Source organism: Paenibacillus sp. GM2 (assembly GCF_900069005.2).
GTDB lineage: Bacteria > Bacillota > Bacilli > Paenibacillales > Paenibacillaceae > Fontibacillus.
This window is the reverse complement of record NZ_LN831279.1, coordinates 2,044,409-2,068,522: the sequence shown is the minus strand read 5'-3', so window position 1 is coordinate 2,068,522 and position 24,114 is coordinate 2,044,409. Positions and strand designations below refer to the sequence as shown.

The 24,114-nt window shown below is 47.1% G+C and carries 19 protein-coding genes; 16 read left to right on the top strand and 3 right to left on the bottom strand.

Annotated features, from left to right (window positions below; translation table 11 throughout):
- Positions 1 to 2: 2 nt before the first annotated feature.
- Complete coding sequence (locus BN1360_RS19020; RefSeq protein WP_068781397.1) at positions 3 to 1,547, bottom strand: response regulator; 1,545 nt, start codon at positions 1,545 to 1,547, stop codon at positions 3 to 5.
- Positions 1,548 to 1,816: 269 nt separating this feature from the next.
- Here BN1360_RS19020 and BN1360_RS19015 point away from each other — a divergent pair, with 269 nt between their 5' ends.
- From BN1360_RS19015 to BN1360_RS18990, 6 genes are all read left to right on the top strand, one after another.
- Entirely contained in the window at positions 1,817 to 3,529 is a 1,713-nt protein-coding gene (locus tag BN1360_RS19015) for an extracellular solute-binding protein (RefSeq protein WP_068781396.1), read from the top strand.
- A 21-nt stretch (positions 3,530 to 3,550) separates the two neighbouring features.
- Positions 3,551 to 4,441: an ABC transporter permease gene (locus BN1360_RS19010; protein ID WP_068781395.1), complete on the top strand. Its 891-nt coding sequence runs from the start codon at positions 3,551 to 3,553 to the stop codon at positions 4,439 to 4,441.
- 18 nt (positions 4,442 to 4,459) lie between these two features.
- Positions 4,460 to 5,338, top strand: a complete 879-nt coding sequence (locus BN1360_RS19005) for a carbohydrate ABC transporter permease (protein ID WP_068781517.1) — start codon at positions 4,460 to 4,462, stop codon at positions 5,336 to 5,338.
- A gap of 99 nt (positions 5,339 to 5,437) precedes the next feature.
- On the top strand, positions 5,438 to 7,672 hold the full coding sequence (locus BN1360_RS19000; protein ID WP_068781394.1) for an amylo-alpha-1,6-glucosidase: 2,235 nt from the start codon (positions 5,438 to 5,440) through the stop codon (positions 7,670 to 7,672).
- A gap of 160 nt (positions 7,673 to 7,832) precedes the next feature.
- Positions 7,833 to 8,387: a GNAT family N-acetyltransferase gene (locus BN1360_RS18995; protein ID WP_068781393.1), complete on the top strand. Its 555-nt coding sequence runs from the start codon at positions 7,833 to 7,835 to the stop codon at positions 8,385 to 8,387.
- 284 nt (positions 8,388 to 8,671) lie between these two features.
- On the top strand, positions 8,672 to 11,983 hold the full coding sequence (locus tag BN1360_RS18990; RefSeq protein WP_476445257.1) for a discoidin domain-containing protein: 3,312 nt from the start codon (positions 8,672 to 8,674) through the stop codon (positions 11,981 to 11,983).
- A 65-nt stretch (positions 11,984 to 12,048) separates the two neighbouring features.
- Here the strand turns inward: BN1360_RS18990 and BN1360_RS18985 are convergent, their stop codons facing one another.
- Positions 12,049 to 12,738, bottom strand: coding sequence for a Crp/Fnr family transcriptional regulator (locus BN1360_RS18985; protein WP_068781391.1), 690 nt, complete (start codon positions 12,736 to 12,738; stop codon positions 12,049 to 12,051).
- Positions 12,739 to 13,114: 376 nt separating this feature from the next.
- Between BN1360_RS18985 and BN1360_RS18980 the strand changes: the two genes are divergently transcribed.
- On the top strand, positions 13,115 to 13,858 hold the full coding sequence (locus BN1360_RS18980) for an HAD-IIB family hydrolase (RefSeq protein ID WP_068781390.1): 744 nt from the start codon (positions 13,115 to 13,117) through the stop codon (positions 13,856 to 13,858).
- A gap of 102 nt (positions 13,859 to 13,960) precedes the next feature.
- Here BN1360_RS18980 and BN1360_RS18975 read toward each other — a convergent pair whose 3' ends face one another.
- On the bottom strand, positions 13,961 to 15,142 hold the full coding sequence (locus BN1360_RS18975) for a multidrug effflux MFS transporter (protein ID WP_068781389.1): 1,182 nt from the start codon (positions 15,140 to 15,142) through the stop codon (positions 13,961 to 13,963).
- A 319-nt stretch (positions 15,143 to 15,461) separates the two neighbouring features.
- Between BN1360_RS18975 and BN1360_RS18970 the strand changes: the two genes are divergently transcribed.
- From BN1360_RS18970 to BN1360_RS18930, 9 genes are all read left to right on the top strand, one after another.
- Entirely contained in the window at positions 15,462 to 16,004 is a 543-nt protein-coding gene (locus BN1360_RS18970; RefSeq protein ID WP_068781388.1) for a GNAT family N-acetyltransferase, read from the top strand.
- 247 nt (positions 16,005 to 16,251) lie between these two features.
- Complete coding sequence (locus BN1360_RS18965) at positions 16,252 to 16,938, top strand: class I SAM-dependent methyltransferase (RefSeq protein ID WP_068781387.1); 687 nt, start codon at positions 16,252 to 16,254, stop codon at positions 16,936 to 16,938.
- On the top strand, positions 16,935 to 18,506 hold the full coding sequence (locus BN1360_RS18960) for an ABC transporter substrate-binding protein (protein WP_068781386.1): 1,572 nt from the start codon (positions 16,935 to 16,937) through the stop codon (positions 18,504 to 18,506). Before BN1360_RS18965 ends, BN1360_RS18960 begins: the two co-directional genes overlap by 4 nt.
- 1 nt (position 18,507) lies before the next feature.
- On the top strand, positions 18,508 to 19,446 hold the full coding sequence (locus tag BN1360_RS18955) for an ABC transporter permease (RefSeq protein WP_068781385.1): 939 nt from the start codon (positions 18,508 to 18,510) through the stop codon (positions 19,444 to 19,446).
- Complete coding sequence (locus BN1360_RS18950; RefSeq protein WP_068781384.1) at positions 19,446 to 20,231, top strand: ABC transporter permease; 786 nt, start codon at positions 19,446 to 19,448, stop codon at positions 20,229 to 20,231. Before BN1360_RS18955 ends, BN1360_RS18950 begins: the two co-directional genes overlap by 1 nt.
- Positions 20,224 to 20,934 (top strand): ATP-binding cassette domain-containing protein, encoded by a 711-nt coding sequence (locus BN1360_RS18945; RefSeq protein WP_068781383.1) that lies wholly within the window; start codon positions 20,224 to 20,226, stop codon positions 20,932 to 20,934. The genes BN1360_RS18950 and BN1360_RS18945 overlap by 8 nt, the downstream gene beginning before the upstream one ends.
- Positions 20,924 to 21,580, top strand: coding sequence for an ABC transporter ATP-binding protein (locus tag BN1360_RS18940; RefSeq protein WP_068781382.1), 657 nt, complete (start codon positions 20,924 to 20,926; stop codon positions 21,578 to 21,580). Before BN1360_RS18945 ends, BN1360_RS18940 begins: the two co-directional genes overlap by 11 nt.
- Positions 21,581 to 21,732: 152 nt before the next feature.
- Positions 21,733 to 22,710 (top strand): AraC family transcriptional regulator, encoded by a 978-nt coding sequence (locus BN1360_RS18935; RefSeq protein ID WP_068781381.1) that lies wholly within the window; start codon positions 21,733 to 21,735, stop codon positions 22,708 to 22,710.
- A gap of 205 nt (positions 22,711 to 22,915) precedes the next feature.
- Positions 22,916 to 24,103: an MFS transporter gene (locus tag BN1360_RS18930; protein WP_068781380.1), complete on the top strand. Its 1,188-nt coding sequence runs from the start codon at positions 22,916 to 22,918 to the stop codon at positions 24,101 to 24,103.
- Positions 24,104 to 24,114: the final 11 nt, after the last annotated feature.

The following is a 24,114-nucleotide window of genomic DNA, read 5'->3' as shown; positions in this document are numbered from 1 at the left end:
CTTTATTCTCCCGCCGCTTCATAGCCGCTTTGGTTGTACTGTCTGAATTTCTCAGGCGTCTGCCCGTAGAAATCCCTGAAATTCTGGCAGAAATACGAGAGGTTACGGTACCCGACGGAACTGCAAACATCGGCTATCTTCAGATGCGTATGGGTCAGCAGCTCCTTGGCCTTCTGCATCCGTACATTTTTGATATATTTATTAATTCCGCAGCCGGTTGTTTTCTTGAACATCGAGCTTAAATAATGGGGGGATAAGTAGACCCTGGCGGCCAGCAGCTCAAGGTTCAGATCCTCGGTATAGTTCTCCTCGATATATTGCTTTATCGCCACAATATCCCGGTTCAGAGCCGGTTCGAGATACCCTGTGCTCTGCTCAAGCTTGGCGATCCCTTCCCGGATCATATGCTTGATATTGCGTAAATCCTCGGCTTTATATATTTGCTCAATGCCCAGATTGATCTCTCGTTCAGAAGCGTTAATCCAAGACATGATGCTCTGATACACCGTAGAGAAGGTATGCTTGACATATAATTGCGAGAATTGAACCTGTCTTACATACTTCTGATAGAGCAGTTCTATATTCGCCTTCAGGCTGAAGAGATCCCGCTCCCGAATATTGCTGCGGATTTGTTCGATCAACTGGTTATCGGCCAGATCAGGGAAGTCTTGCTCCGAGAGCATGATCTCATTCTTTACATCAAAGATGAACGTATCCGGCAGGAAGAAGCGGTACTCCATCAATGGCTCCAGTTCAGGCAGTACTCCGGCCAGATCATGAATCGCTGTCAGCCCTTTTCTGATGCCGATATAGCAATTTACGCGGTATTTGAGCAGGATGCTATCGTGGATTTTTATCGCTAGCTCCTGATAGGAGAGGCTGGAATGAACCCCTTTGCGTTCAGGGAATAAGAGTAAACTCTGGCAACCGTTTAAATTAAGGTAGTCTGCCGGAGTTCCGATCAGGGACAATAGATACTCTTCAAACTCCGGATCCGCGTTCTCGAAGAAATCCTTCTCGAATTCCAGCAGCAACACGCCTTCATAGTAAGTAGGAAAATCATGCCAAAGCCCCTGCATGGATGGCGGTTCCTGAGCTCCATTGATCAAGGTAAACAGAATATGTTTCTTGGCATACGCTTGTTTCATCAGAGACTGTTCATCCTGCTGCTGACGATCTGTCAACTCTGCAATCACTTTATTCATCGTCGCTTGGAAAGCTTCCACATTAACCGGCTTGAGCAGATAATCAGAGACTCCCAGAGCGATGGCGGTCTTGGCATATTCAAATTCAGCAAAGCCGCTGAACAGGATCACTTTCAGTTCAGCATGAAGCTCCAGCACTTGTCTGGTCAGCTCGAGGCCGTCCATTTGCGGCATTTTTACATCCGTAAACAATATATCTACTGAGTGCTCCTGTAAATATTCAAGAGCCTTGCGGCCGTTATCGGCTGCCTCTACCTGCAGCGGCAGGGCCAGTTCTTCAATAAGAAAGGCAATCCCTTCGCGTTCATCCTGATGATCGTCTACGACCAATATCGTTAACATCTGTATCCCCCTGCGCTCATTGTTAGCATGATTTTATTATATCATCTGTCTGGCGGGCAATTTGGAACCACGAAAGTGAGTATTTTTTGATATAAAACGTAATTTTTTTGCGTTTACGATTGTTGGGGATCAATCTTAGAATAGAAGAGTAATTGGGAACGCAGGTTTTTGAAGCAAGCCGGCGCTTTGAAACCGTATCATTTGAATGATCAAGCAAGATAAAATGGAATCATATTGAATGAATGAGAGAAATACTGGGAGGTCTACTAATGTTATCAAGAACAAAACGTGCATCCTCTATTGTAATAGCAGCCTTGTTAGCTGTATCCCTCGTCGGTTGCGGCAATTCCGATAATGCGAGCAATGGCTCCGCAGCTGCTAAATCGAGTGACCCGGCCTGGGGAGAGGCGATGACGACTCCTTTTGGCAAATATCCAGAAACTGTATCTTATACCGTGGGTCAAATGGCCACGAACTATTCTACACTTAGCGGAACGCCTTATGAAAAGGATAACGCGACAAATAATGTGTGGACCAGGTACTTCAAGGAGAAGCTCAACGTCCAAAATACAACGAAGTTTGAAGCGAATGATGGCACCGATTACAGCCAGAAGGTATCGATGGCGATCGTCAGCGGCGACATTCCGGATATTATGGTGGTTCCTGACTATTCAACCCTGCAGCAATTGTATGATAATGATCTGATTGCTGATCTGACCGATGCCTATGAGAAGACGGCCAGTGACCGCATTAAGGAAATCTATGATTCGTACGGAGGCAGGGTGCTGGACAGCGCTAAATTCGACGGCAAACTGATGGCGATTCCTACGACGGAAATCTCGCACGGCCCGGGGATTCTCTGGCTGCGCAAGGATTGGATGGATAAGCTGGGTCTTCAAGAGCCGAAATCACTGGAAGATGTAGAGAACATTATTGCCCAGTTCATTGAGAAGGACCCAGGCGGGAACGGATCGGGAAAAACGGTCGGACTTGTCGTCGATAATGAGAATGTAGCCGGGATATCCGGTGGCCAATATTCATTGAACAACATCTTTGCCTTGTACGGTGCTTATCCGAAGCAATGGATGGACGACGGTAACGGCAATGCGGTATACGGATCGATTCAACCTGAAATGAAGCCCGCTCTGACCAAGATCGCCGAAATGTACAAGAAGGGTTTGATCGACCGTCAGTTCGCAGTACGAACCGGCGATGACCGTAAAGCGCTGCTGACAAGCGGCAAGAGCGGGGCTTTCCTGGATAACTGGTGGGGAAGCTGGACCGTTGCGGATACCCTCAAGTTGAATCCGGATGCGGAATGGGTATCTTATGTGGCGCCTCAATCCGAAGACGGTTCGCTGACGATGTTCACAGGCAATCCTTCCAGCAGCTATCTTGTCGTTCGCAAGGGCTTCGAGCATCCGGAAATGGCTATGAAAATGGTCAGTCTGCAATATGACTACCAGCGCTACCAGGAGAAGGATGCCGATACACTGAAGGCCTTTGAGGATTATAGTAATCTGAACGTATCCGGATCGCCGATTATCGTCAACATCGACTATTATGATGCCTTCTATCGCAATGTTGACATTATGAAGGAAGCACTGGAGAGCGGCGATACCAGCAAATTGATCAGCAACAATGATATTACCGCTTATAACTCCTACAAGAAGTTTATGGACAGCAAGAAGAGCGGAGAGAAGCCGGATCCTGTGTCATGGGCCGGATATACCTCCAGCATCACTACGGCAAGCATGGTGAAGAACGCGAATATCAAGGAAGTAAATCCTGTCTTCTTTGGAACTACCCCTTCGATGTCGCTGAAATGGCCAACGCTATCCAAAATGGAGCTGGAAATGTATCTGAAGATTATTACTGGGGATCAATCTCCCGAATCCTTCGATAAGTTTGTAGACAGCTGGAAGAAGACCGGTGGGGATACCATTACGAAGGAAGTTAACGAAGCAATTGCTTCCAATTGAAGTTGAAAGAGTTGATCCGTAATGAAGAATAAAAAAGATCAGGCGGCTTTTCACGCCATGATGCTGCCGGGCATGATTTTTCTGATTATTTTCTCCTTTATTCCGATGTTCGGGATTGTCATGGCCTTTCAGAACTATATTCCTGCTAAAGGGATCAGCGGTTCACACTGGGTCGGTCTGGATAATTTCAAGTTTATGCTGCAAATTCCCGACAGCAAGCAAATCTTCGCCAATACGATTGTTATAGCTGTGTGGAAGATTATCGTCGGTACATTGGTATCAATCATTTTTGCTCTGCTGCTGAATGAAGTTCGAATACGGTTCGCGAAGCGTTTTATGCAAACGATTGTCTACCTGCCGAACTTCCTCTCTTGGGCGATTCTGGCCACTGTTGTCATGAATATTTTCTCTTATGAGGGGCCGATTAATGCCTTCCTTGGCTGGTTTGGCATTGACCCGATTCTGTTTATGGCCAGCAATACCTGGTTCAGACCGATGCTGATATTAACGGATGTATGGAAAGGCTTTGGCTACGGCTCGATCATCTATCTGGCTTCATTAACATCGATAGATCCGGGGCAATATGAAGCGGCGTCGATCGATGGAGCCAATCGCTGGAAGCAGCTCTGGTATATAACGCTGCCGGGAATGCTGCCAACGATTATTCTCGTAACGACCTTGAACCTGCCTAACGTGCTAAATGCCGGGTTCGACCAGATCTTTAACTTGTACAACCCTCTGGTCTATCAAACGGCGGATATTATTGACACCTATGTGTACCGGGTAGGTCTTGTGGAAAGACAATATAGCTTGGGGACGGCAGTAGGGCTACTGCGGTCGGTAGTCGGTATTGTTTTGATTCTTTCCGCGAACAAGCTTGCTCAGAAACTTACTGATTACCGTATTTTCTAGAAGAAGGGGGTGGCTCCCATTACCGCTCAAACTTTAAAAAGCCGCATTGCCGATCTTGTTATTTGGATTCTATTGCTGGCATTAACCTTATCTTGTCTTGTTCCACTGCTTAATCTGGTGGCGATATCTTTCAGTGATAACGCGGCAGCTTCCGCGAATCTCGTAAGTATATTTCCGGTGAACCCGACCTTAAGCTCCTATGACAAGCTGCTGTCGGACTCCCAGTTCTGGCGTTCATTTATGATCTCCGTTGAACGGGTAGTGCTAGGCTTGCTCGTCAATATGACATTAATGATTCTGACCGCCTACCCGCTTTCCAAGAGCCCAAGGCAATTCCGGGGCCAGAAGGTGTATATGAACATCGTGATTTTCGCCATGCTGTTCTCGGGCGGTCTGATTCCTACCTTTATGGTCGTCAAGGAGCTTCATTTGCTGGATTCTATCTGGTCGCTGATCCTGCCCGGGGCTGTTCCGATCGGCAACGTCATCCTGCTGATGAACGCCTTCCGCGGGGTGCCGAAATCGCTGGAGGAAGCGGCGACGATCGACGGAGCTTCGCAATGGACCATCCTGCTGCGGATTTTCCTGCCTGTGGTATTGCCAACATTGGCAACGGTGATGTTGTTCACGATTGTCGGTCACTGGAATGACTACTTCGGAGCGTTGGTGTATATTAATAAAACTTCCAACTATCCGCTGCAAACGTATATTCAGCAGTTAAGTGTAGAGGTTCAGAACATTACCGATCCGGAGAAATTGATGGAGCTTGCCAAAATTTCCGACCGGACGCTGAATGCAGCCAAAATTGTTGTCTCGACCTTGCCGCTGCTTATGATCTATCCTTTCATGCAGAAATACTTCGTGTCAGGAATTGTAGTAGGTTCTGTCAAAGAATAAACCTGCTGCGGTTAAATAAAATAAACTCGCCAGGGGCCGCTGTGATCTTTCATGGCGGCCTCGCGTCTAGGCGAATGTAATGAATACAGGAGGTTAGCTATGCATAATCATCAACCGGGCAGCAAGGCTCTGGATGAGATGAAGATATTCGTTCCCGCGCAAGCGAACAGGGCCATTTCATTTACCAATAAAGAGGCGGCTTTTTACTTCACCCAGTCTCACGAGACGAATCATATGGAACATGCTCACTTTGCAGGCCTGAATATTGCCAAGCAGCGGATTTTTAGCGGTTACGGACTGAGGGCTGATCAGGTGGAGCTGGATAACCGTAAATCCGAGGTTTACGTATATCCTTACAAGCTGGAGCGGATTTATGGCGGTGGTCTTACAGAAGAGCTATGGATGTTCGATGCCAAAAATATTGTAGAGATCGGGATCGCCGGGGCCGTAAATACGATAGGAATCGAATTAAAGGGCGAGCAGCTTGATCCTATTGGAAGCCAAGAGGAAGCGGTTATCTTTCATTCCATGGAGGGGAATTGGATCATTGCTGTGAGTTCCATCGATGGACAAGCGGTTCAGCTTGAGGATCATCTTATATCATCGAAGGCAAATACCGGCGGGTTTTATATTGCCGTCGCCAAGACTGCGGATGAAGCGATCGCCTTGATTCATACGGCGAGAAGCGATCGACGCCGCTGGAAGCGAGAGCGTATACAACGTATGGAGAAGTTCCTGCAGCAGCAAGTTCCTCTGGCCAGCAGTGATCCGGAGCTCGTACTAGCAATGGACTGGATGAATATTACGATGGACCAACTAGTGACGAAGCAGCAGGGTGACGGCATATATGCCGGACTGCCTTGGTTCAATGAATATTGGGGGAGAGATCAGTTTATTTCTTTGCCAGGAGCTTGCCTTGTAACAGGTCAATTCGAGACCGCCAGGAATATTCTGCTCTCCTTCGCCGAGTTCCAGAATACGGATGAGCTGTCGATCTTCTTCGGTCGAGTGCCCAATATCCTGGCTCCAGAAAATATTGATTACCATACGACAGATGGTACACCTCGCTTCATTATCCAACTGCAGGATTATGTGAAGTATTCCGGAGATACGCAGATTATTAAAGAGCTTTACTCTGCCGTCCGCAACAGTATTGAAGGGGCAATCAAAAATTGGGTGGACGATAAAGGCTATCTGATGCATGCGGATAATGAAACGTGGATGGATGCGAGGGACGCCGATCTGAACTCTTATTCGCCGCGTGATACGCGGGCCAATGATATTCAGGCGCTGTGGCACAATCAGTTACGCGCTGGCGTTTACTTCGCGGAATTCATGAACGATAAGGAGAACGCCGGCAAATGGAACGAAATTGCCGCGAAATTGCGGCTGAATTTTGCTACTGATTTCCGGGATGAGACGCATCCTTATTTGGCGGATCGCCTGGACGCGCAGGATCAAGCGGAATTTGCCCTAAGGCCGAACCAATTGTTCGCCTTTGACCTGCTCGAAGATGAGGATTTCAAATGCCGTGCGACGCGCACAGCCTGGGAAGAGCTGGTCTACCCATGGGGCGTTGCTTCTCTCGATCGGTCTCATCCGTTATTTCATCCTTTTCATCTGACCCCTCACTATCATAAGGATGCGGCTTACCACAACGGGGCGGTATGGCTATGGCTGAACGGGATTGCTATGCAGCGGATGATTGAGCTGGGACAGGAGGAGACGGCATATAAGCTGTTCAAAAATATGAATTGGCAGGCTTTGAATCTTGGAGTCGTCGGTGGATTAGCTGAGAACATGGATGCCTATCCACAACCAGGCGAGAGATGGGCCAAGCTGACCGGGGCTTATCTGCAAGCCTGGTCGAATGCCGAGCAGCTTCGCGTATGGTATCAGTATTTCCTCGGTCTGCGCCCTGATCTGATTCAGCACACCTTGACGATTGCGCCGAGAATTCCAGCGGAATTGCAGTCGCTAAATTATCTGGTGAAGGTAGGGACGGGCCAGATCCAAGCCAGCTATAAGCGGAATAACGCTTATCGGACTTATCATTATAGCTTCGCTGATATTGCTGTCGGGGTAGTCATAGACATAGCACCGTTTGAAATCGCCAGGCTTGAGGTTCAGCCCGGTTGCGAATTAACGGTGAAGCAGATGGAGGATCATCTGCAGCTTACCCTGCAGGACAAGGACGCCAAGGTTATCAAGGAGCTAAGCGCTAACTTATCTGCAGCCCGGACGGTTGAAGCCGAGCGAAATCGCAAACAGCTCCTTGGTATTGCATTTGCGGAGCCATTAGACTTGGGGCACCACCCTGTAATTAAGCTATAGAACTATTAGCCAATTTAAGAAGCATTCCTTATATAGCGGGGCAGCTATTTGGGGAATGCTTTCATCATTTCATCCTTTGAATTTCAAATAAAGGGTATCCGTACCCTAATTATAAGATGTATAATCATGGAAAGAAATAAGCGAGAAAGGGCGGTCGATCATGAAGCTGTTCCCTCAGTTGGAGACGGAAAGATTTATTCTACGCAAGCTGACGGCGGCGGATGCCGGCGATTTATTCCATTATTTCTCGAATGATGAAGTAACCAAGTATTATGAGGTAGAGAGCTTCGTAGAGCTGAAGCAGGCGCAGGATCTAATCCAGTCGTGGAACAGCCGTTATATTAAGAAGATCGGGTTCCGCTGGGCGATTGCAGAGAAGTACAGCAATAAAGTGATTGGTACATGCGGTTATCGCAATTGGGTAAAGGATCACTACAAAGCGGAGATTACCTTCGAGCTGAATCCGACCTACTGGGGACAGGGAGTGATGTCGGAGGTGCTGCAGGAGATTATGCGCTTTGGCTTCGAGGATCTGGGTCTGAACCGTATTGAAGCCTACATTGATCCTGACAATATCAGATCCAGATATTTGCTGGAGAAGACGGGATTTTATGAGGAAGGTTATCTGAAGCAATGCTTTTATGAAAAAGGCCAGTTCGTCGATGCCGTGTTGTTCTCGTTATTGAAGGAGCAATACCGCGATAAGTTAAAATGAAGCTAAAAATCAGCAAATCCGCAGGACGGAGATGCTGATTTTTTGTGTTCGGCATAAAACCAGCCAGACCTAATCAGATGGAATATTATTGAAAATAGACATCATTTCAGTAGTTTTGACCATTATATGCAAAATATAAAGCTTCTATAATTAAATAAAATCGTAGAGAGGAGGATTATTCAGGAGATTCCGGCGCTTTTAGTAGAATCGTTTACTTTTTAATTATATGACTGAGGAGGAGTACAATGCATAATAGATTTGCTGTATGTTTCCTTGTCGTCGTCATGCTTGTCTCGAGCTTGTTCATCGGTTCAAGTGCTCCTGCAACGGCAGCAGGCGGTACCAACCTGACCTTGGGCAAAAATGTAACAGCGAGCGGTCAAGCTGATGTTTATAATCCAAACAATATCAAAGACAGCAACCAGGCAACCTATTGGGAGAGTGCCAATCAGGCATTTCCGCAATGGATACAAGTCGACCTGGGGACAGCTACCAGCATAGATCAGATTGTATTGAAGCTGCCGGTCCATTGGGAGACGCGCACACAGACGCTTGCGGTTCAAGGCAGCATGGATAGTTCAAATTACAGCGATATAGTCGCTTCCAAGGATTATGAATTCAATCCTCAAGCTAACGGCAACGCGGTAACGATCAGCTTTGCAGCAACGACCACCCGCTATGTTCGGCTGTATATAACAGGAAATACCAGCTGGCCTGCCGCCCAGTTATCCGAATTAGAAATCTATGGCGCGGATGATCCGCTTCCTCCGGTAGACCCGCCGGAAGGCAATAATATCGCTGCTGGCAAGCCGATTAGCGCTTCGTCGAACACGCAAGCTTATATCGCTGCCAATGCTAATGATGATGACCTCAACACCTACTGGGAGGCTAACGGCAATCCGGGTACGCTGACCGTGGATTTAGGTGCGAACCACGATATTACATCGATTGTACTGAAGCTAAATCCGTCATCCCAATGGGGTGCACGCACGCAGACGATCCAGGTATTGGGCCAGGACCAGAATGAGTCCTCGTTCCACAGCCTTGTTCCATCCCAATCCTATGCGTTTCATCCTGCAACAGGCAATACGGTGACGATTCCGGTTACGGCGACAGCAAGGCAGGTGCGCTTGAATATTACGGCCAATTCCGGTGCTCCGGGCGGGCAGATTGCTGAATTCCAGGTATACGGTACACCGGCTGCCAATCCGGACCTGACCATTACCGATATGTCCTGGTCGCCTGCATCTCCTTCGGAGGTCAACGCAATTACGTTGAATGCTACGGTCAAGAATAAAGGCAATTCTGCATCTGCAGCAACGACAGTTCATTTCTATTTGAATAATGAGCTTGTTGGCTATACTCAAGTGGACGCTCTGGCAGTGAATGATTCGGCGATTGTCTCGATCAATGCCGGGGTTAAGACGGCGAGCGAATACAGCGTCAGCGCCAAGGTGGACGAAGCGAATACGGTCATTGAGCAGAACGAGGCGAATAACAGCTATACGCACCCCGTATCGCTGATCGTATCGCCTGTTGCAAGCTCCGATCTTGTGGGGACCGTCACTTGGTCTCCAAGTACTCCGCTTGAAAGTGATGCCGTATCGTTTACAGTCAATTTGAAAAACCAGGGAACCGTAGCTTCTGCTGATGGAGCGCATGCGGTTTCGGTTATACTGAAAAATTCGGCGGGCGCTACCGTGCAGAGTTTCACGGGTTCCTATAATGGACAATTAGCTGCAGGGGCGTCAGCTAATATAAATATTCCCGGCACGTGGGCAGCCGTAAATGGCAGTTATACGGTAACGGTCGTCGTCGCTGCCGACGCAAATGAACTTGAGAGCAAGCAGGCGAATAATACGAGTATCGCCAATCTTACCGTGTACTCAGCTCGGGGGGCAAGCCTGCCTTACAGCCGCTACGACACGGAAGATGCGGTACTTGGCGGCGGTGCTCAATTGAAGACAGCGCCCACCTTCGATCAGGCATTGACTGCATCAGAGGCCTCCGGCCAGAGCTATGTCTCTTTGCCGTCTAGCGGCTCTTATCTGGAATGGACAGTGAAGCAAGGACAGGGTGGGGACGGAGTTACGATGAGATTTACGATGCCGGATTCCTCCGATGGAATGGGGCTGAATGGGTCCCTGGACGTCTACGTCAACGGAACCAAGTCCAAGACCATCCCGTTGACATCCTATTATAGCTGGCAATACTTCTCCGGCGATATGCCGGCGGATAATCCGGGAGGAGGACGCCCGTTGTTCCGGTTCGATGAGGTGCATTGGAAGATGGACACGCCTCTGCAGCCAGGAGATAAGATTCGTATTCAGAAGAATAATGGAGATGCCTGGGAATATGGTGTGGACTTCATTGAGGTCGAGCCTGTGGCGGCAGCGATCGCTCGTCCGGCTAACTCGGTATCTGTAACGGATTACGGAGCAATTGCGAATGACGGTCAGGATGACCTTGACGCCTTCAAAGCAGCGGTAAATGCAGCGGTCGCTTCCCACAAAACGCTGTATATTCCGGAAGGCAACTTCCATCTCGGCGGCATGTGGGAGATCGGCTCTGTCAACAATATGATTGGTGATCTTCAAATTACGGGTGCCGGCATCTGGCATACGAATATCCAGTTCACAAATCCCAATGCTGCTTCAGGTGGAATCTCGCTCCGTATTAACGGCAAGCTGGATTTCAGCAATATTTATCTGAATTCAAATCTGCGCTCACGTTATGGCCAGAATGCCGTCTACAAAGGTTTCATGGACAACTTCGGAACCAATTCCACGATCCATGATGTGTGGGTCGAGCATTTTGAATGCGGCTTCTGGGTTGGTGATTATGCGCACACGCCAGCTATTCATGCCAATGGCTTGGTGATCGAGAACAGCCGGATACGGAATAATCTGGCCGATGGCGTCAATTTCGCGCAGGGAACCAGCAACTCTATTGTTCGGAACAGCAGTCTACGCAACAATGGCGATGATGCTCTGGCCGTCTGGACGAGCAATACGAACGGAGCCCCTGCAGGCGTTAATAATTCCTTCTCCTATAATACGATCGAGAATAACTGGCGGGCTGGAGGGATTGCCTTCTTCGGGGGAAGCGGGCATAAGGCGGATCATAATGTAATCACGGATTGCGTTGGCGGCTCCGCCATTAGAATGAATACCGTTTTTCCCGGATATCACTTCCAGAACAACACGGGGATTGAGTTCTCCGATACAACAATCCTCCGATGCGGAACGAGCAAAGATCTCTACAATGGAGAGCGGGGAGCGATTGATCTTGAAGCCTCTAATGATTCGATTCGCAACGTGACCTTCAATAATATCGACATTATCGACACACAGCGGGATGCCATTCAATTTGGCTACGGCGGAGGCTTCGAAAATATCGTGTTCAATAACGTTCATATCGATGGCACCGGACTTGACGGAGTGACGTCATCACGCTTCTCGGGCCCGCATCTGGGCGCAGCCATATTTACCTATACCAATAATGGCACAGCGGTGTTTAATAATCTGACCACTCAGAATATTGCGTATCCGAACGGAAATTATGTTCAAAATGGCTTTAATCTGATCATTCATTAATAAAACATGCTGATATCCGGCATCCCAATCCATGATACCCGCCGAGGTTCTTCCTCGGCGGGTATTTATTCATAACGAATGCCCCCCGATAATTCCTCTAATTGCGCCCAGTCCGAGATGACGAGCTGCTTCTTCTCTTTGATAACCACGTTCATATCGATCAGCTTGTGAATAACACGGTTAAGATGCCGTGGGGTGGTACCGATTAATGAAGCAATCTCAGAAATATGCGGGGTCAGGATTTCTTTGCCGAATTCATTTTGTTGCCTTGTCGTCAATAGGTAGCTGGCGAAACGTTCCTCCACCGAGCCTAACAAATTGACTCTTGAAGCGGTGGTGCAGGTTTGCAGCTTATAAGACAGCTGTCTCAGCAGCTCATGCAAGAAGCCATGCTCCTGCATGAGAACGGTATCCACCGTTGGCTTATTTATGAATAAGAAGGAAGCGCGTTGAACGGCTTCGACTTGGGACTGAATGACAACCTTCTGAATTAGCTCGATATCTCCAAATACGGATAAAGGATGGCAGAACCGCAGCAGAAGGGACTTGCCTGTCTCAACACTGGACGAGACCCGGGTTCTGCCTTCAACTTGAAAATAAATGCCGTCCAGGTCAGCACCTTCGCGGAGTATGACCTCGCCACGTTCGTATGTGCGAAGCTGTAGAGGGAGCTTGTCCGGCTGCGAAAATATGTGCTCCAGATGATATTGCTGGATATAGTCATAAATGCGTTTCTGATCAAGCTTCGTCTTCATAAGTATCTGGCTCCTCCTATAGTAAAACGCCGCGTCTAGCAACATAATCCTACTGTACCCCAGAATTGGGAAATCCGGCAAATCGTCTTGGCTTTCCGGGTATCTCTTGCATGGTTGCTTATCACTGACAAGCATTTTTAACACTTTTTTTCAAATGAAGCCATTTTTGAATATCCCGTAAAAGTATAAAAAATCGGAGTTTTATTATATAGTTTCAATAAATCCCCAAGGGTACCGGCAAGAAAACGGAAGCTGAGGGGAAGAAGCGAAAAGTAGAAGAGATTCAAAATTCCGGACATATGTCCTTTTCATTGCACAAATAATTGCTATGATGTAGAGGCAATACGCTTATTAAGGGAAAAGAAGGAGTTCAACGATGAAGTTTGTGTTTGATTTGGACGGGACGATTATCTTCTCTGGCAAACCTCTAAGTGAATCAATGACCCAGGCGCTTGATCAACTGGTGGCCGCGGGGAATGAGGTTGTCTTCGCTTCTGCAAGACCGATCCGCGATTTGCTGCCGGTGCTGCCGGCTCATCTGCATCCATCTCCAATGGTTGGGGGAAACGGGGCCTTTGTAGCGAATCAAGGCCGGATTCTCTCGACGATTCATTTCGATGAACAGACGAAGGGGCGCATCACCGGATTGATAGAGAAATATAAAGCAGGTTATCTTATCGACAGTGAATGGGATTATGCGTATTCCGGGGATGAGTACCATCCCATTCGGCGCAATCTCGATCCTGAGCAGCGGGCTGAGAACAGGCGCCTGGAACAATTGGATGAACTGGTGAAAGCCGTTATTCTGCATTGCGAGGAGCCGGAACAGATGCTGGATGAGCTGCGACAGCTTCCGGTCGTTATCCATATGCACGGTTCTGAGGATATTATCGATATCAGTCCGACAGGTGTAAGCAAATGGGCCGGTCTTCAGGCGCTTGGCTTGCAGCCGCAGCAGTTCATTGCCTTCGGTAATGATACCAACGACATCTCGATGTTTGAGCAAGCGCAGCACTCCGTTTGCGTTGGAGATCATGAGGGTCTATTGAGAGTGGCAAGCGAACAGGTCCCTGCGGATGAGGGCCAAGTGATTAAGAGAATAGAGAAGTTTCTGGTTTAATATAAAAGGGCAGTCCTGTTTAAGTGCAGGACTGCCCTTTTTACTATAATTGCCCCGAATGACACTCCTTATAAACCATGAAGTGATATAAAGCCTATCGTCTTATTTTACAATAATATATTTCCGGCCTAGCAGCCACATGCTGCTGCTGATGGCCAGGAAATAGAGCGGCATCGTCAGCAGCGATCCATTATGCAGCAGGCTCATGCCCCAGGTTGCCAAGCTCACCAGCAGGTAATAGCCCAGGCTAAATACCGCACCTGCGGTACCGATAACATCGTGGAAACTAACCAGAGAAAGGCTCAGACAGTTCGGCAGGGCAATGCCCGATCCGATGAGCATAACAAACAAGGCAATCAAAATACCGAGCAGCATCCAGATATCAGGCAGCATGGATAAGCTGCTGGCTCCGGTTAGAAGAAATGCTCCTCCAGTCATTACCAAGCAGCCTATATGGATAATTTTCTCCGGCGCAACCTTGGTTAATAGTCTCTTGGAGATCATTGCGCCAAGGACGGAAGCCATGGCAACGATAATACCCAAGAAGCCGTAGATTCCTGGTGACATGCGGAAATATTCAATGAACAGGAACGGTGCTTCCGCATAATAGCTGAACAGAACACCGTTGATGCCGCCAATGAGCAGCCCGAATACGAGTACTCGCGGCGATGCCGCCATTCTTCGCATAACCGGCATAACGGCAACTTTCGTCCGGGTGGATACATCTGTCGTTTCCGGCAATCTTAAGAACGCATACAGGAACAGCAGAACACTCATGAGGACTAACGCAAAGAATACTGCCCGAAAGCCAAAATATTGGTCAATCCAGCCGCCAATCAGCGGCCCGACAGCGGGAGTGAAGGCGATAACCGCAGATATTTGTGCGAACATCACATGGCGTTTCTCTCCGGATACACTTTCACGCAGCATGGTCTGGGTGATGACCGATCCCGTGGCTGCTCCGAAGGCCTGGATGAAACGGCTGGCCAGCAGCAGCTCGATAGAGCCTGAGTAATAGCACATTAGACTTCCAACCCCATAGACAAGCAGTCCGCTGAGCATAGCGGGTCTGCGGCCGATCAAATCGGAAAGCCAGCCCCAGCAGAAGACGCCGATCGCAAAGCCGATAAAATAAATGCTCAGTGTTAATTGTACAGAGCTGTTGGAGACACCAAGCGATGCCGAAATATCCGGCAGGGACGGTGTGTAGATGGTCTCGCTAATCTGTGGAAAAGCGACAAGAACAATCATTAATAACAGCGATGGAACCGCATATTTTTTCATTTTATTTAGCCCTCCTACAAGCTAATATTCTGTCTATGAATGACAACAAGAATATGAGCCTAGCTAGGGAAACGGGGGCATCATAACAGCAATACGGCCGTATATCATCATTTCGTTCAGATTCCTTTCATATGTATGTGTAGGAGGGTTGATCAAATATTTACAATACTCGGGTTACCTTAGCATATGGCGGAATGTGGAGTCAAACGCAAATCCATTTTTTAGTTGGAATGAACGAGGATTCAAAGTAAAATGAGAAAAATAAGCCTGAGCTTGGCATGATTGAGGTAGCAAGAGACAGGACCTGGAGGTGGGTTGGATGCAATTTGTAACAAAACGGTTGATCATTAGGGAATTTAAGCTGGAGGATATAGCAGATGTTCACAAATATGCTTCGAACCCATTGGTGACGAGACATATGATCTGGGGGCCAAATACGGAGGAAGAGACCAAGGAATATATGGAAATGGTCATTGGACAGCAGCGGCAAATGGTTCGTCAGGATTTTGAGTTTGCTGTAGTGCTTGGGGGAACGGGAGAGCTTATCGGAGGCTGCGGTCTTCACATCAGCGGGTCCAGACAAGGGGAGATGGGGTATTGCTTCAACCATCCGTACTGGGGCCAGGGATATGCAACGGAAGCTGCGGGCGCGATGCTTCGTTTTGGGTTCCAACAACTGGGCCTTCACAGGATTTATGCGACATGTCGGCCGGATAACCCCGGCTCCGCCAAGGTCATGCAGAAGAACGGGATGAAGTATGAGGGACATTTGCGAGAGCATTTGTGGCATAGGGGAAAATGGCATGATTCTCTCCAATATTCGCTGCTGGAGTCCGAATTCAGCGCTGTGGAGCCCCGGTGATCATCTGTGAAGTCGATAATATTGGTTCATGCTTATGACTTGTAACAGGCTTCGTGGAGACGATGAAGAATGGAGCGCCGGTCTTCGCCGGCTTTTATTTGAGCTAGACGGAATTAAACAGCCGATCTAGCTTTTTTTGTTATAAATTCATTTTTATAGGTCAAATTTGGTTGAAAGCACAAAAATTCTATGTTATCGTTGATAACGAGAATCATTCTCAATTACAAAGAGATATTGGAGGGATACCATGGTACAAGAATATGATATTTGGTGGCAGGAAGGCGATAATGGTGATCAGGAGATGGAAGAAAGCCATCAAACGGGATGGCAACAAGTAATTGAACTTATCGATTCCGAGGATATCGAGCATCGCAAAGTATTGGATTTCGGCTGCAATCAGGGAGGGTTCTTGCGAGCCTTATATGATTGCATCACGTTTGACCACGCTTGTGGTATGGATATGGCAAGAAAAGCGATTGAGGTGGCGAAAGAACGCGTCGGCGCTTACCCGATTGAATATTTTCATACCGGAGATGCCAATTCATTAAACAGAAAATTCCACACCGTTGTGAGCACCTCGGTTTTATACTTAATTGAAAATTTGGATGAGCACTTTAGCACGATCAGCAATGTACTTGAAGAAAACGGGGTTTATTACGCCTCTTTTGCAGATCAATCGAAAAATCCAAGCTTACATTATATGAAGGAAAAAATCGATAAATTTGGCGCGACAAAGATGCAAAACAAGACGCTGACAGAAGTAGTCGATCAGCTGGTTGAACACGGATTTTCTGTTGAATTGCGAAAGGAGCATACTAAACCGTTTTACGAGGTGACACAGTATAAAGAATTTTATTTATCTGTGGATGACTATATTATGGCTTGTGAAAATTCTTACTTGATTAAAGCGAAAAAAGTGGGTAGAGGCAAATGAAAAAACGAATTACAGGTATATTGTTGGGACTCGTCATGCTCTATACTCCGGGTTGCGCATCCCATGAATCCAATGCTTCAAACCAGCAGAGCCAGGAAGTTCCTGGGATTAATATTGCGATTACCAGTGAAGGCAAGGCGGATTTATTGGATGCTACGTCTTACGATTCGGCAATGGCTTTGTATGGCGCCGTTTATGAGCCGTTGGTAGAATATGGGGAAAAAGGAATATTTAAACCGGGGTTGGCAGAGTCGTGGGAAATCCTGGAGGGCGGCAAAAAATATGTGTTTCATTTAAAAAAGGGAATGAAGTTTTCAGATGGTAGCGATGTCAATGCTGAAGCAGTCCGATTTACGATAGAGCGGGCAAAATATAAGAATCCATCAACCACGTTACAGACCTTGATGAATCTGGAAAAAATCGAGGCCGTGGATGAGTTAACGGTTGAGATGTATTTCTCTGAAGTGTCTAATCAAGTGTTAGCTGAATTGTGCCAGACACGGCCCTTAAGGGTTATGAGTCCCCATTCGGTTGCAGGTCAGGACATTACAGGGGAGTTTAAACAGGCCATTGGGTCAGGGCCATTTATCGTGAAGGACAGCACGGCAGAGCATACCGTTTTGGAACCCAACCCCTACTTTAATCAGGGGAATCCTGTGAGTTACCAAGTAACCTTTCAAATGATTGAGGACGGCAGCTCGAGAACTTTGGCGCTCAAAAGCGGTGAGATTGATATTGTAGGTGGGACATTAAGCAATATTACGGATATGGATATTGATGTCCTAAAATCAGATCAGAGCTATCAGGTCCATGAATTTCCGGGTACGATGTCTCACTTCTTGGCCTTCAATCCGGATAATAAGCTATTAAACAGTCCCGTCCGAAAGGCCATCGAACTGGCTATTAATAAAGCAGCCTTATCCAATAAGGAGCTGACGGGGTTATTCCAGCCTAATGTTCAGTATGTGACGGACGGCAATCAAGAGGCATCAGTCTATGATGTGAATAAAGCCCGCCGTCTCTTGGAATCAGAAGGCTATACAGAGAACAAAGACGGATATTATGAAAATGAAAACGGCGGGCTAGTATTTGACCTGGTGATCCAAACCGCGGAATTCCCTGAATGGAAAGAAAAAGCGGAGCTGATCGAAAGCGATCTGAAAAAAGCAGGTGTAAAAATCAATATTAGCATCCAGGACCGTGAAAGCTATTACGATGTATTGTGGAATACCAAAAAATACGATTTAATCTTTTACCGTACTTATACAGATGCATTGCTGCCATACAGCTTTTTAAATTCCTTATACCATAACACAAACGAGGCTCATGGTGTGCTGACCAATGATTCCAAGCTCACGCAGCTATTGGATGATTTTGGACAAACCGCAGATGCGGGGCAGCAGCAAACCATCTTTGATGCCATTTTCAAACGGATATCCGAAGAGGCATTGGCTATACCTATCGAATATAAAAATGAGCAGTTTGTAACGTCTCGTAAAATTGCCCAATTTCAATATTCCGGCTTATCGGATGCGCCAATCGACTTTAAAGCGTTAATGGTGGAATAAGATGAATAAAGCGTTTTTGCTCCGAAAAACTCTGCGTCTTCTAATGAGCTTGCTTTTATTTTCCTTTTTATTGTACGGGCTGCTCTATCTCTCAACCGGTGATCCGGCGTTAGGGCTGCTTAGAAGGCTGGGAGTGCAAGCTGCGTCACAGCAAGTAATTGAGGAGACTAGAGCAGGCTTGGGAATTAACGGAGGATTTTGGCAGCAATATATCCGCTGGCTTTTTAATATGATGCAAGGCGATTTTGGACGCTCATTTATGACGAATGCTCCAGTACTGTCAGCTATTGTGGACAAACTAGCGGTAACTCTGCAGTTAATGGGCAGCTCCTTTATTCTCTATGTTGCTTTTTCCCTTGGCCTGGGGAGTATGATAGGAAATTTCTCTTTCGCTCAGGGACTGAAGCCAATATTATCTATTGTGCTTTCCTTCCCGATTTATTGGCTCGCCTTATTAGCTATTTTTATTTTTGGGGTGCAGCTAAAGTGGTTCCCCTTCATAGGAAGCAGTACTAGCAAGCATTTCATGTTGCCCGTCATTGTCATTTGTCTGTCAGAAGGCAGTTATTTAGCGAAAATGGTAGGGGATCTGGTAGGAACGGTGGCCCATAGTGAACGACAGGTTGTGGCCAAGTTCAGGGGAATAAAGTGGTATTACCGTTTCTATTACCAGCTAAAAGAAGTGTTTGTCCCGTTGATTACCTTGTACGGGAATAGCTTGACGCATTTGTTTGGAGGCACGATCCTGATCGAGATTATTTTCAGCATTTCGGGGCTGGGAAAATTGCTGATGGACGCCATTTCGGCAAGGGACTATCCGGTCATTCAGGGAATAACCCTGATCGTCGCGTGCGCAACCTTCTTATTAAATTATTTGATGGATTTGCTTATAGAAAAAATGGACAGCAGAATACAGATTCATCCTCAGAGGGGGAAGTGATGAGAAGGAAGGCAATACTTGCTTTGGCTTGCAGTATCATTTGCTTGCTGGTTGTTATGCAGCTTCAAAGTCCTTATACCATTGATAAAGCAAATTCTTTACAAGGGATCAGCTGGGAGCACTGTTTTGGCACAGATTACTTGGGAAGAGATTTGTTCAGTCGGGTCATTTACGGGAGTCTCAATTCTATTGTAGTTGCTTGTATTTCTTTATGTGGCGTGGTGCTGCTCAGCCTTATTATAGGCGGAATTGCTGGACTGCTGGGCGGTATAGCAGATGCAGGTCTTATGATCGTGGCAGATATTATGATTAGTATTCCGTCCATCCTGTTAGCGCTGGTGTTTACAGGTTTATTTACCAACTCCATGATGACTGTCATGTTTGCGTTAGTGATTAGCTGGTCCGGCAAATACATCCGATATATTCGCAATCTAGTCTTAAATATCCGCAAAGAAGAGTACATTATTTTGGCACCGCTGCGAGGCTCCTTTCGCATGCATACATTAGTTCACCATATTTTCCCCAACGTGCTGCCAGAATTGCTCTCTTTATTTATGACGGATCTAGGCAAGGTTATTTTAAGTATTTCCGGATTATCTTTTTTGGGCATTGGCGTTCAACCGCCTACACCAGAACTCGGAACCATTCTATACGACGGCAAAGCCTATTTCTTTATCACACCGCGGCTATTTATTTTTCCGGGACTTGCGCTAAGTGCAATTATGCTGATTACGCAATTGGCCAGCCGGCAAATAAGTAAAAAGTGGGGGCCAACTCATGATTAAGTTAGAAGAATGTTCAGTACAGTGGAAGGAACAGCAGCTGCTGTCCTCGATCAACTTACATGTATATGAAGGGGATTTCTTTTGCTTAATTGGCGAAAGCGGGGGCGGGAAAACTTTGCTTAGCCGCTTGATGCTTGGTTGGCTGCCCAAAGGTTTCGAGGTGAGCGGCACAATATCCGCAAAGCAAGATAAAATGGAAATTATTTTACAAAACCCGATCGGGAGCATGCAAGCAAACAGTAAAGTCGGTGCTCAGTTTCACCATTTATTAAAATCAAAAGGTATTAAAGAGAAGCGAAGAAGAGAGCAGCAGATGATGCAAATCCTTGCATCAGTGGGCTTCTCCAATATGGGGGAAATATTGAACAAGCGGCCTTTTCAGCTAAGCGGCGGGATGTGTCAAAAGATCGCGATTGCGATGGCCTTGATTTCGCAGCCTGAAATTATTATTGCTGATGAACCGACCAGTGCCCTGGATGCGGAAAGCCAGCAAAATATGATGACCTTGCTGTGGAATATTTACCGGGAAAGGGGCCTGACGATCGTATTGATTACCCATAATTTGAATATGGTGAGGGAATACGGAACCCATGTAGGCATTGTAAAAGAGGGAAGGCTGATTGAGGCAGGCACAACCAGGCAAGTCTTAACGAACCCTCAAGAAAAATATACTCAGGAGCTGATAGAGATATTTGAACGGTGATACTCATATTTTGCAAGTTTCCCAGTTGACCAAGGCTTACCGGCATCAAGTTATTTTTCGAAATCTCAATCTGGTTATTAACAAAGGAGAATGGGTAGGGGTTATTGGTGATAATGGCTCCGGGAAATCCACCTTGGCCAAAACTATTATGGGCTTAGAAGACGGTGCAGAAGGCTACATTTACTTGGGTAATCGAAGCAAGGATCACTTCAGTAGGAAAGAATGGGTACAAGAGGTTCAATTAGTGACGCAGTATACCCGCAATGCGCTGGATCCAACGAAGAAAATAAGCGAATTACTGCTTGAACCATTACGATTATTCCAACTGGCTAATAAGAAGGAGGGCCTGGCAAAGATAGGGCAGATGTTAGAATCCTGTAGTCTGTCCTTGGACCTATTGGATCAACGGCCCCGGGAAATAAGTGGCGGCCAATATCAAAGAATATGCATTGCCCTGGCTTTATTGGTTCAGCCCAAGCTAATGATATGTGATGAAGCCACCGCAAGCCTGGATATGATTAATGAATTGCGAATCATTGAGTTGTTAAAGCGGAATACGGAAATGGCGGTGCTGTTTATTTCCCATAATCAAGAATTAGTTACCCGGGTGTGCGATAGATGTATCTATATGAGGAAGTTTCTGTAGCCCTAGAGATTCTATATCGCTGCGGTGAAGAAATGGTTCAGGAAGTGGTCAGGACCACCCAGGCTAAGGATAAAAGGGTTGCTTATTCATATTTTCCGTAATAGAATTTATGGATATGATAATCGTTCTCATTTAAAAGAGGTGAAAAGTTTATGAAGAATACCGATTTTCATCTCAACTTCAATTTATTCTTTGATGGCCTGGGACTACAGCGGCAATATACCGACCGCTCTGAACCGATGAAGCTGAGCTCGTTCATGGGGACGGGGCAGGTTCAGCGTTATGTGCCTCGCCAGGATATGAATATTGTCGTCTCTGAGATGACCTTTCAACGTGAACTTGATATCTCGCTTGAAACCGGCATGCCGATGATCGAGCTTCACTATTGTTCACAGGGCACTCGGCAGTTTAGTGTGGATGGGGAGGAGTATCATTTTGCTCCGGGCATGATCAGCTTGCAGCTTATTCGCGAGACAAAGGTACGGTTCGAGTTCGAGGAAGAACGGCCTTATCAAATGCTCGGAATCGGGATTCCGGTTTCTACTTTTCATCATTTCTTAGAGGGGGCTGACCACAGCAGGCCGGTTGATTTCAATACGCTGCTGGGTCAACGGAATTACCGCGTCTTCCAGGAGAAAGTTGATCCGGCCTCTTCCATGGCTATAAGGCGTCTGATGCAGACATTACAGCAAAAAAGCACCAGTAATCTGGAGTTGGAGTGTAGTGTGCTGGAATTGCTGTCCTCCTCGTTTCAGTCGCTGCTGATTGAACGTAACACATCGAATTTATCGAATAGCGATATAGACAAAATAAAAAGGGCGCGGGAAATCATTCTGGAATGGATGGCGGACCCGCCTACACTCATGGAACTATCGCGGATGATCGGCTTAAATGATTATAAATTGAAGGTTGGCTTTAAAGAGATGTATGGCACAACGGTCTTCGGATATTTGCGGGAGAAGAGGCTGGAGAAGGCGCTGCTTCTGCTTCAGGAAGGCAATATGAATGTTTATGAGACCACGCTTGCCGTCGGATATTCTAATCCAAGCTATTTTGCGCAAGCATTTCGGGATAAGTATGGGGTAACCCCGGGAAGTCTGACGCGACGTTCTTCAATCTCAGGCCCTTAATGCTCAAATGTAAAAAAATATTGCACAAATGAACTGCTCTTTGGAGCAGTTTTTTTGTTATCTTGCCCATTCCCTTGAACCGTATAAATATTCCGTCCAGTGGTGGAGAGGGAGCTTTCATCCAAGGTAATATGAACAAGTGATAATGAAAATCATTTGCATTGACAAATGAGGTTCGAAACAGCGATAGATGGGAGTGAAAGATATGAAATACAGATTCACTGTAATGTTTCTTATTGTATTATGCGGCATGATATCGATCGCTGCCTTCAATCCGATTATCGGCCCGCTATCCCGGAATTTGGGCCTTAGCGAGTTTCAGTCGGGCTGTCTGGTGTCGGTAGCCGGTCTTTGCTGGCTGCTCGGAGGCTACTTCTGGGAGAAACAAACCTTCATGAGCCGGAAAAAGATGCTGGCGTCCATTATGTTTGTCTATTTGATCACGCTGGTCGTATTTGCTCTCCTTGCGGATTATGCAGCGGCTCATGGGCAGGGTTCAGCGGGTTTATTCTGGGTTTTCTTCCTGCTGCGCGCGGTCGCAGGCTTCTTCTTCGGCGGTATCCCGGCCAAGGCGCAAGCTTATGTGATGGGCTGGACAACACAAGAGACGCGGACGAAGGGGATGGCTTTATTTGGAGCCGCGAACGGACTCGGGTTCGTATTAGGCCCGGCGATGAGCGGCGGCATGGCGGCGATTGGACTGACCGCCCCGATGTACGCTGTAGCTATACTGCTTGCCCTGATGATGATTCTGCTGGGGTTGCTGATCGAAGATGAACCGCAGCAGAAGGCGATCCGCAGCGCCAAGACTTCTTCGCTCTCGCCGCTGGATGGAAGAATTCGCCTGTATCTATGGGTTGGTCTGATGCTCTCTTTTGCCTTGAATATTGTTCAAGTGACCATCGGTTTCTATGTCCAGGACAATCTTGGTTATGATGCCCGCCAGGCCACACAATTGATCGGGCTGGGATTGGCTCTGTCAGGAGTCATGGTCGTACTCTCGCAGATCGTAATCAGCAAGCTGAAGTGGAAATCGGATCATGTATTGCGGATTGGATTGCTGTTTGTTGTACTCGGTCTACTGGGGCTTGTCGCCTTCATCCAATATGCCTATGTTGATTTCCTGCTTCTCGGAATCGGGATTGGCTTTACATTGTTGGGCTATAGTGCAGGAGCGTCGCTGGCCGTACGGGATGAGGAACAGCGGAGTGTCGCTTCTTATATCGCCGCTTTGCAGGGAGGGGGCTCCTTCCTCGGACCTGTGACAGGAACCGCATTATATACGGCAAATATAGCCGCTCCGTATTCATTTTGTGTGCTGTTGATTTGTGTAACCGGGCTCTTCTCATTAAGAAGAAAGACGGTTCGTGTTCCGTCTGACCTATCGCAATAAGTCTTCAAAAT